The 8,735-nt window shown below is 43.7% G+C and carries 11 protein-coding genes; 5 read left to right on the top strand and 6 right to left on the bottom strand.

The annotated features are described in order from the left end of the window. On the top strand, nucleotides 1–315 hold a 315-nt coding region (locus F7C14_RS06085; protein WP_290900910.1), incomplete at its 5' end, for a TrkA C-terminal domain-containing protein. Then, complete coding sequence (locus tag F7C14_RS06080) at nucleotides 312–1,742, top strand: TrkH family potassium uptake protein (protein ID WP_290900908.1); 1,431 nt, start codon at nucleotides 312–314, stop codon at nucleotides 1,740–1,742. The genes F7C14_RS06085 and F7C14_RS06080, both read left to right, overlap by 4 nt. Here F7C14_RS06080 and F7C14_RS06075 read toward each other — a convergent pair whose 3' ends face one another. The 3 genes from F7C14_RS06075 to pyrB are packed head-to-tail and all read right to left on the bottom strand — an operon-like array spanning nucleotide 1,743 to nucleotide 3,588. Then, a complete protein-coding gene (locus tag F7C14_RS06075; protein ID WP_290900905.1) occupies nucleotides 1,743–2,240 on the bottom strand; it encodes an amino acid-binding ACT domain protein in 498 nt (165 codons plus the stop codon). Nucleotides 2,241–2,245: 5 nt separating this feature from the next. Further along, the gene (gene pyrI / locus F7C14_RS06070) at nucleotides 2,246–2,704 is read right to left on the bottom strand and encodes an aspartate carbamoyltransferase regulatory subunit (RefSeq protein WP_290900903.1); all 459 of its coding nucleotides are present in this window, start codon (nucleotides 2,702–2,704) and stop codon (nucleotides 2,246–2,248) included. Further along, nucleotides 2,692–3,588, bottom strand: a complete 897-nt coding sequence (gene pyrB, locus F7C14_RS06065; RefSeq protein WP_290900902.1) for an aspartate carbamoyltransferase — start codon at nucleotides 3,586–3,588, stop codon at nucleotides 2,692–2,694. The genes pyrI and pyrB overlap by 13 nt, the downstream gene beginning before the upstream one ends. A 160-nt stretch (nucleotides 3,589–3,748) precedes the next feature. Here pyrB and F7C14_RS06060 point away from each other — a divergent pair, with 160 nt between their 5' ends. From F7C14_RS06060 to F7C14_RS06050, 3 genes are read left to right on the top strand one after another with little or no spacing between them, the layout of a single operon-like run. Then, complete coding sequence (locus tag F7C14_RS06060) at nucleotides 3,749–4,270, top strand: ribbon-helix-helix protein, CopG family (protein WP_290900900.1); 522 nt, start codon at nucleotides 3,749–3,751, stop codon at nucleotides 4,268–4,270. Between the two features lie 36 nt (nucleotides 4,271–4,306). Beyond that, nucleotides 4,307–5,038, top strand: coding sequence for an ABC transporter permease (locus F7C14_RS06055; protein WP_290900898.1), 732 nt, complete (start codon nucleotides 4,307–4,309; stop codon nucleotides 5,036–5,038). A gap of 2 nt (nucleotides 5,039–5,040) precedes the next feature. Then, nucleotides 5,041–6,084, top strand: a complete 1,044-nt coding sequence (locus tag F7C14_RS06050) for an ABC transporter ATP-binding protein (protein ID WP_290900896.1) — start codon at nucleotides 5,041–5,043, stop codon at nucleotides 6,082–6,084. Here the strand turns inward: F7C14_RS06050 and F7C14_RS06045 are convergent, their stop codons facing one another. The 3 genes from F7C14_RS06045 to nrfD form a co-directional block, all read right to left on the bottom strand. Further along, entirely contained in the window at nucleotides 6,085–6,891 is an 807-nt protein-coding gene (locus tag F7C14_RS06045; protein ID WP_290900894.1) for a substrate-binding domain-containing protein, read from the bottom strand. Next, nucleotides 6,888–7,298, bottom strand: coding sequence for a molecular chaperone (locus tag F7C14_RS06040; protein ID WP_290900891.1), 411 nt, complete (start codon nucleotides 7,296–7,298; stop codon nucleotides 6,888–6,890). Before F7C14_RS06040 ends, F7C14_RS06045 begins: the two co-directional genes overlap by 4 nt. Before the next feature lie 73 nt (nucleotides 7,299–7,371). Further along, on the bottom strand, nucleotides 7,372–8,643 hold the full coding sequence (gene nrfD, locus F7C14_RS06035) for an NrfD/PsrC family molybdoenzyme membrane anchor subunit (protein ID WP_290900889.1): 1,272 nt from the start codon (nucleotides 8,641–8,643) through the stop codon (nucleotides 7,372–7,374). Between the last annotated feature and the right edge of the window lie 92 nt (nucleotides 8,644–8,735).

Here is an 8,735-nt window from a genome sequence, read left to right as displayed (position 1 = left end):
GTTGGCGTGGATGTCGCTTTGTCTCCAAGAAAAGTCACCTACCTTGAAGTTATGAGGCAGCTGAGATTGATGAGAGTGGAAACTCTTGGGGATTACGAAGCGAGCATAGCAGTGCTTGAGTACGTGGCATCTAAAAAGCTCGACGGGAAAAAGATAAGGGAAATAAAGTTCCCGGAGAACACGATAGTTGGGGCGATAAAAAGGGACGGAAAAATAATCATACCAAAGGGGGATACAGAGATAAAGCTTGGGGACAGACTATACATTCTCACCTCATGGAAGAACGTTGAAAAGATAGACAAGATGCTATCATGAACAGAAAAGCTGTTTTGAACGTTCTTGGAAGGATTCTTCTTTACTTTTCCCTGGTATTCATAATTCCCATAGCTGTTGCTTTTTATTTCGGAGAGAGCATAAAGCCATTCTTAATTTCTATGGCAACATCGATTTTCCTCGGATCTCTATTTTACTTTGCTTCAAGAAAAGCTGAAATCGAAATTAGATACAAGGAAGGGTACGCAATAGTCGGGCTGGGATGGTTACTCGTTTCGATGGTAGGAGCAATTCCGTATCTTTTCGTTGGACTCGATTTCTTCGATGCATTTTTCGAAGCCATGTCCGGTTTCACAACAACTGGAGCGACCGTTTTCGATTCCGTGGAAAATCTCCCGAAATCCGTTTTAACTTGGAGGAGCTTAACTCAGTGGCTCGGTGGAATGGGGATAATAGTTCTATTCGTAGCGATACTTCCATCTTTAGCGAAAAGTGGCTACGCTCTGATGCAAGCTGAAGTTCCCGGAATAAAGCTAACAAGGCTGAAACCGAGGCTTAGAGATACTGCTATAGCCCTCTACCTGATCTATTTATTTTTCACCCTGCTTGAAGCTGCCATCTTGAAGTCTCTCGGAGTGAGTTTGTTCGATGCTATAAACCACGCTTTTACAACGTTGTCCACAGGCGGTTTCTCCACCCATACGGAAAGCATCGCTTACTACAACAATCCGGCCATAGAAGCAACGATTTTCGTTTTCATGATCATAGGCGGAACGAACTTCGCTCTTTTCTACTACATCTTCAATAGAAACTTCAAAATTCTCAAAGATGCGGAGTTTAAAGCCTATATACTGATTCTCCTAACAGCTTCGGTTATTCTGACAGTTATAAATTTCGAGGAGCTGAACCTCCAAGCTTTGAGGTACTCCTTCTTTCAAGCAGCAAGTATAATGACGACCACCGGCTACACAACCGCTGATTTCGATCAGTGGAGCGATGCGGCAAAAATTTTGCTTTTGATGCTAATGTTCATAGGCGGCTCTTCTGGCTCTACTGGAGGTGGAATAAAGGTAATAAGAATCTACCTTCTCTCTGCTTACTCCCTTCTTCAAATAATGAAGAGTGCCGAGCCGAGAACTGTTAGAGTTGTAAAGTACGGTGAAGAGGTTGTCGAAAGAGAAGCTTTTTCAGCCATAACGTCTTTCTTCTCCTTATACATAATGATCTTTGCAATCTCCTCCTTTTTGATCTCTCTATTTGGCTACGACCTCCTAACTTCAATTTCTGCAGTCGCTGCCTGTATAAACAACGTAGGACCGGGAATGGGGCTTGTGGGAGCGAGCGAAAGCTATTCAGCCTTGCACGATTATGCGAAGTTGATTCTGTCTATTAACATGTGGGTCGGAAGGCTTGAGGTTTTCACGGTCTTAGCTCTATTTATCCCTTCCTTCTGGAGAGAGAAGTGGTAGTTAGCTGATCACTATTTTCTCTACACCGTCTATCTTCAGAAACTCATCCACAAGCTTTCCCGGGATCTTAGTTTCGGTCACTATAACGAGCTTGCTTTCAATGCTCAAATCTGGATCTTCGGCAAGCATGTACCTTATGCTTATGTTTTCTCTTGCGAGAATTGAGGAAATAGCTGCCACTATCCCAACCTTTCTGCTGTCAGCATAAACCTCAAGAACGCCGAAGCCAAGAATTCTTGCTACCTCAGCTATGTTGGCAACCGGCTTTAAAGAAGAGTAGACTTTTCTCAGCTCTTCGTCACTCTCTATGTTTTGTATTGCCATAACTACCACTTTCCTATCCACTCCGAGAGCTTCGGCTATTTTTGCAGGCACAAGTTCTATGTTTCCGCAGTAAGCCTTTCCGTTTTTGACGGCTATGCCCAACCTCAGGAACTCTTTGGCAACGACTATCTGCGACGGATATTTTTCGAACTTTTCTACGAGCTTGCTCCACATTGAGATCACTCCAAGTTGTCTTCGAAATTGGAAAATCTCCTTCCGCAGTATTCACAGACCGCAAAAAGCGTACTTCTTTTAACTATTTTGAACTTCGGGGTTATCGGCTCTCTTTCAGCGTTGCTTATGCAGTTTCTGTTCGGGCATTTTAATATGCCCTCCAACCTCTCCGGAGGAGTTACCTTGAACTTTTTCACGATTTTGTAGTCTTTTATTATGTTTATCGTTGCTCCCGGAGCTATGAGTGCGATTTTATTCAACTCCTCCTCCCCAAGAAACTTCCCTTCGACTTTCACGATATCCTTCTTCCCCATCTTCTTGCTGGAAACGTTCATGGCTAATGAGACGGTCTCTTTACTTCCCTTGTCTATTCCGAGTATTTTCAAAACGAGAGGAGCTTTGCCTGCATCGATGTGATCTATCACAGTCCCTTCTCTAATCTTGCTAATTGTCAGCTGCTCCATTCTACCACCTCGCACAGGATTGCCATTCTAACCGGAACTCCGTAAAAAGCTTGTTTGTAGTAGATAGCGTGCCTTGTTCTGTCGACATCGAAAGTTATCTCATCAACCCTTGGCAGGGGATGCATAATTATCAGATCTTCCTTGGCATTTTCCAGAATTTTGGATGTTATCACGTAACTTCCAGCAACCTTCCTATATTCTTCCTCGTCTGGAAATCTTTCCTTCTGGATTCTTGTAACGTAGATTGCGTCCACTTCGGAAATAATGTCCTCAAGGGCAACCCTCTCTCCACCAACTTCCTCAACAAGCTCTTCGGGAAGCATGAGCGTGTCTGGACATACGTAGTAAATTTTCGCATTGTAAAGCTTCAAAGCTTTAACGAGAGAATGCACGGTCCTTGAATACTTTAGATCTCCTACAAGAGCAATTTTCACACCCTCAAGCCTTGCCTCCTTTCTGAGGGTGAAAAGATCCAGCAGAGTCTGAGTGGGATGCTGTCCGGCTCCATCTCCGGCGTTTATAACCGGAACGCTGCTATTTTCGGCAGCAAATTTTGCAGCTCCCTCCAAGCTGTGCCTTATAACTATAACATCCGCATAGCCGCTAATCACCCTTATTGTGTCCGCCAAATTTTCCCCTTTAGCTATGCTGCTTGCCTCTTGGGATGTTAAGTTCACCACATCTCCTCCAAGCCTCTTCATGGCAACTTCGAAGCTCATTCTTGTTCTCGTAGAGGGCTCGAAGAATAAATTCGCGAGGATCTTACCTCGCATAATTTCCATCCTTTTTTTACCCTCTGCGACGGGGATAAGATACTCCGCAAGATTCAGAATTCGTTCAATATCTGATTTTGACAAGTCTTCGATCGAAATTAGATGCTTCATCAAAAGTAATTTTATTTCGGAATTAAAAACAGTTGCGACACAAGTTGATTGCTCTAAGCATTCAAGCACTAATAAAGAAATTGCAATAAACACCGTCAAATTTTGAAGATTTTTTATTGCTCGACGCAAAATTTTTAAAGATATTTCCGATTTTGCGTTTATGAAGGCTCCGGTTAGGGTAACAATAGCCCTCGATAAAGCTACGGTGGAAATTCTGAAAAGTTTAAGGAGCGATCTCGATCAGTCCCAAAGCGAGATAATCAGAAACGCTTTGAAATTCTATTACTCTCTTCAAAATTACGATCCAGAAAAGATCAAGATTTACGTTGAGATGTTAAGCGAAGGGGAACATGTTATCCTCGATATCGATCATTGGATAGCTTTTTTGAAATTCATCGAATCGCATCCGAGGAAAGAGGAGTTCTGGGAGTTTCACAGAGAAGTGGCGAGGAGTCATGCTGATCAGTTCAAAGGTATGAGTCCCGAGGAAATTCTGAGGAGACTTGAAGCCTGCAACTTCTTCAGGTTGAATAAGATTTCCGAAAAAGAGTACACCCTAATATTCGGAAATGAAGAGACGAAATTCTTTGTGAAAACTTTTTTGGAGGAAATCTTCGGAGAAATTAACGTAAGGGTGAAGATTAGAGAAGATCTTGCGAAGCTCAGAATATCCATCGAATGAAAAACATTTATAGTATTCAGACGACCAAAACTTCCGATGAGATCCCAGAATTTGCTGTATCTCTCCCTCGCGATAGTCTTCCTCTTCTACATACTTCCGTTGCTATTTGCGTTTTTCAAGCTCGATTTAGGCAAGATCTTCGTCGAGATGGATGCAATTACGAGGGCGATATTCCTAAGCGTGACAACAGCGACCTTCTCCACATTAATTTCGCTTTTCATCGGTGTTCCTTCTGCGTATATCTTATCAAGAAGGGATTTTCCCGGAAAAAGTGTTGTCGAAACTTTTTTGGATGTCCCGGTAGTAATACCTCCAGTAGCCCTTGGTACGCTTTTTCTTGTACTTTTCTCCGAAACTCAAGTTTTTAGCGGAATTCTTTTCACGCCTTATGCAATTATCGTTGCTCAGCTTGCTGTTGTGACAGCCATAATTTTAAGGTTGATGAAGACTGTGTTCGATCAGATTGACGTTTCCTACGACTACGTTGCAAGATCCCTCGGCTACACGCCTACTGAGGTTTTCCTTAAGGTGGATCTGCCGATGGCGAAAAACGGGATAATCTCCTCAGCAATTCTTGCATGGACGAGAGCTGCTGGAGAGTTCGGGGCAACAATCGTTCTTGCCGGAGCATCTAAGAACGTTGAAACTTTACCGATATCCATATACCTCAAACTTTCAGTGGCGGATATTAGTGGAGCTTTGATTTCGGTGTTCATCCTCGTTGGGATAGGTATCGCTGCAATATCTGCGATAAAGAGGTTGGGTTGAAAATGCTGAAACTTGAAAAAATCTCGGCGAGAAAGGGGAAGTTCGAGATAAGGGATGTATCTTTTCAGTTAGATGAAGGGGAAGTTATCGCTATTATAGGACCTTCTGGAAGCGGAAAAACCACACTGATAGAAACGATAGTCGGTGTGATCCCTCCGACATCGGGAAGGATCTTCCTTAAAGAAAGAGACATCACAAATCTCCCTCCTGAGAAAAGGAGAATCGCCTATGTTCCCCAAAATCTCTGCGTTTATCCTTTCATGACGGTGGAGGAGAACATAAGGTTCGGGGGAAAAGGAATGAGTGACTACGATGTGAAAAGAATAGCCAGAATGCTGAGGATCGAGCACCTTCTTGGTAGAAAAGCCAAGTTTTTGAGTGGGGGAGAGCAGCAGAGGGTTGCTATAGCGAGAGCTTTAGCTTCCAATCCGGAGGTTATTGCATTGGACGAAGCGTTCAGAGGACTGGATATTTCGACAAAAGAAGAGATACTTTCGGAGTTTAAAGAAGTCCAGCATGCGGGGGGTTTTTCTGCCGTGCTTGTTACCCACGACTTCGAAGAGGCTTACGCTCTTGCTGATAAGGTTTGCGTTATGAATCATGGTAAGATTCTTCAAATCGGCAGCAAGGAAGAGGTTTTCTTCAATCCCGGGAACGAGTTCGTTGCCGAGTTCCTTGGCTATTCGAATTCTTTCGAGGGATATGCAAATGGAGATGCGATAGAAACTGAAATAGGAGTAATTAAAACTTTTAACGAGCATTCTGGCAAAGTGAAGCTTTTTGTTCATCCAAGGGATGTTATGGTGATAAGAGAGGGCAAGCCTTTGAGGAAAGGTATAGCTGAAAATATTTTTGAAGGAACGATCAAGGAGATTGTTGACAAACCGAACAGCTCCCTGATTATTTTCGACGTCAACGGAGCGATTATAAAAGCTGAACTTCCCAATTACGTTGTGGAAAGGTTGGGTTTGAGAGAGAAGATGAAGAAAAAAGAGACCGTTAAAATCTCCTTAAAGACGGGCAGGATAATAGTATTGCGGAGGTAGTTACGAGTTCTTCCAATTATTTCCGCCAACTTTTGCGTTGGGGGCAAGCTTTCTTAGCTTTTTCTCGCTCGTGATGAATCCGTATTTTTCGTAAATATATCTTCTTTCGTAAACGAATTCCAAAAAATCCCCGGCTTTTTCAACGTCTTCAGCGAATCTCATAATCCCGATTTCCACGCAAGCAACCCTCGGAATCTCTTCTGGATGTGGGTAAATTACTTTCAGATCGGGTGAAAAAACTTCGGCAACGTTCCAGCCTATTATCGCATCAACAACACCGGTTTTCAGGAGGGTTAGGAGGTCTGAAAAGCTTTTCGTCGTAGCAACGATGTTCTTTTTGACATCCAAACCGTTGTATTCGAACATTTCAACAGCGTAAAGTCCTATCGCCACACTTTTCGGATTCGCTATTGCAAGTCTTATGTCGTCTTTTACGAGATCTCCCAAGTGTTTTATGTTCTTGGGATTGTCCTTTCTTACGACGATCACCGGAATTATGTACGCAAGCTTTCTAACGCTTTTTTCGTAAACTGCACCTTTTTCAATCGCTAAGTCCATAAACTCGCTTGAGCCAGGAATGTAAATGTCGCCCTTCTTGCTTATAATCGCCTGACTTAGGATGTTGCCCGAACCTCCGTAAACGGCTTTCACATCTCCGCTATACTCCGATATTATTTCTTCAAGCGGTGGAATGTTCACGGATCCAGCGTAAACGATTAACGCGTTCGTTCTCAACGTAATAGCTGATACTCCGACGATGGATATTCCGGCTGCAGCTACCGTGAGTAGAAAGTCTCTTCTCTTCATGGTTGCTCCTCAAACAATTTTTCGAGCTCTTTGGCAGCTAAGTCGTATATCTTCGAGTGTTTTTTAACCCTTTCCGTGAACTCGAAAATCCACTCCTTCATTCTCTCGAAAAACTCCTGATCGTCTGTCAAAGCCAAGAATTCAAGCTCGACGCTGACGTGGTCTGGAGGCTCGCTTAGGTGGGTGTATTCCAACCCCCTACTTTCGTAAATTTCCCTAACCTCAACCGAAGCTTCGCCGTAAACGAGTCCTTCTCTGTAAAACGACTCGTAGGGAGGGCATTCGAGAGTGGGATATGAGCTTACGAAGAGTCTCGTGTATTCCGTTTGAAGTTCTTCGAGATTAATCCTTGTTAACTTTTCAACAACGTGAGCGTATTCAGGAATTTCCTCTGCAAGCTTTTTCATTTCGTTAATTGTTTCTTCGGTTGGAAAAGAAAAAATAAGGGAAAAGAGTTTGAAGATCTTTTGCCTTTTCATCCTACGCAGCCTCTGCCCTCTCTTTTACTGGCAGCGCTTTTAATAGGAACAGAAGGACGAAGGAAATTAATGCAAAGACGCCGATCGTTATCGTTATCTCTACTGGAGAGGGAACGTAGTTCCAGTAGTCCACGAAAATTGGCTCTGGGTTCATTAGACTTCCTCTTACTTCACCTACTGCAATCGGATACGACCATTCGAAACTTTCGTAGCCGAGAATTACGGCGATCCTCGTTGGGATTAGGTTGTATGCTGGGGGCATAAGCAAGTATCTGTGAGCCAAGATTCCGAGATTTATTATCACGCTTCCGGAGACCAATCCAGAAACTGAAGAGTACCTCGTTGCCAGAATGATTATACCAAGTATCAGCAGGATTATTTCCGCCGCATGGATAGCCAGGTAATCTCTGAAAACGAGTATCAGCGCATCGTGCTCTCTTCCAGCTTCCCACCACCACCTCACGAGGAAATCGTTGTAGTACATGAAGAGCAACCCGGCTGCTGATGCCGCAGATACTTTAGCGAGTAACCTGTAGGTTTGGGCGAGTTCCTCTTTGAATCCGTAAACTATCAGCGAAGCCAAAATCACCACAGCCGGACCAGCAGTTAAAGCAGCTGCTATGAACGTTGGAGCGAGCAATCCTCCGTACCACCAAGGTCTTGAAAGCTGAGTGGCTAAAACCCAAGCTGTGACTGTGTGAATGAGTATCGCAAAGGGCAATGCAATTGGTGCGAGTATTTTCGCTTGCCTTTCTGAAGCTTCTCTCAGCCTTGCAAGTTCGTCAGCCTTTATGTCTCTTTTCATTATCGTTTTTCCGAAGATCGTTATTCCCCTCTCAGCTATTCTCGGTCTTAGCTGGACGTAAGTGTAAATAGCTGAAAGAACTGCATATGTTGAAAGAACCAAAAAGTCCCACGGTAGCAGCGATTTCGGATTTGGGTAGAGTAGTATGTTGAATACCCTTTCGGGTCTTCCCAAGTCGGGTAGAACCATCAGCATTGCAGCAACAGCAAAGATAAATGCTGTTAGTGAAGCCACCGGAGCAATTGGTTTCAGCTGCTTAGCTCCGAAGATGTAGATTGCCGAGGAAACAACAAGACCACCTGCTGCTGTACCGACGTAGAAAGCCCACATCGCAATGTAAAGTCCCCAGCTAAACGGATTTCTCATGTTCGTGACTATAAGTCCCTTCTGAATCTGATAGATCCATGCGATGAAGCCAATTATTGCAAGTATTCCGAGTATGAGCATCGCGAGATTATATTTCCTCATCAAAACTCACCCCTTAACATCCTCCCTATAATCAACCTCCCCTCTCTTCGTTTTTCTGGCTGGAGGAATGTAGAAAACTTTAGGCTCAGTTC

Origin of the sequence: Ferroglobus sp. (genome assembly GCF_015521575.1) — an archaeon.
Lineage (GTDB): Archaea > Halobacteriota > Archaeoglobi > Archaeoglobales > Archaeoglobaceae > Ferroglobus.
The sequence above is the reverse complement of the archived record's forward strand: the minus strand, read 5'-3'. Positions and strand labels throughout refer to the sequence as shown.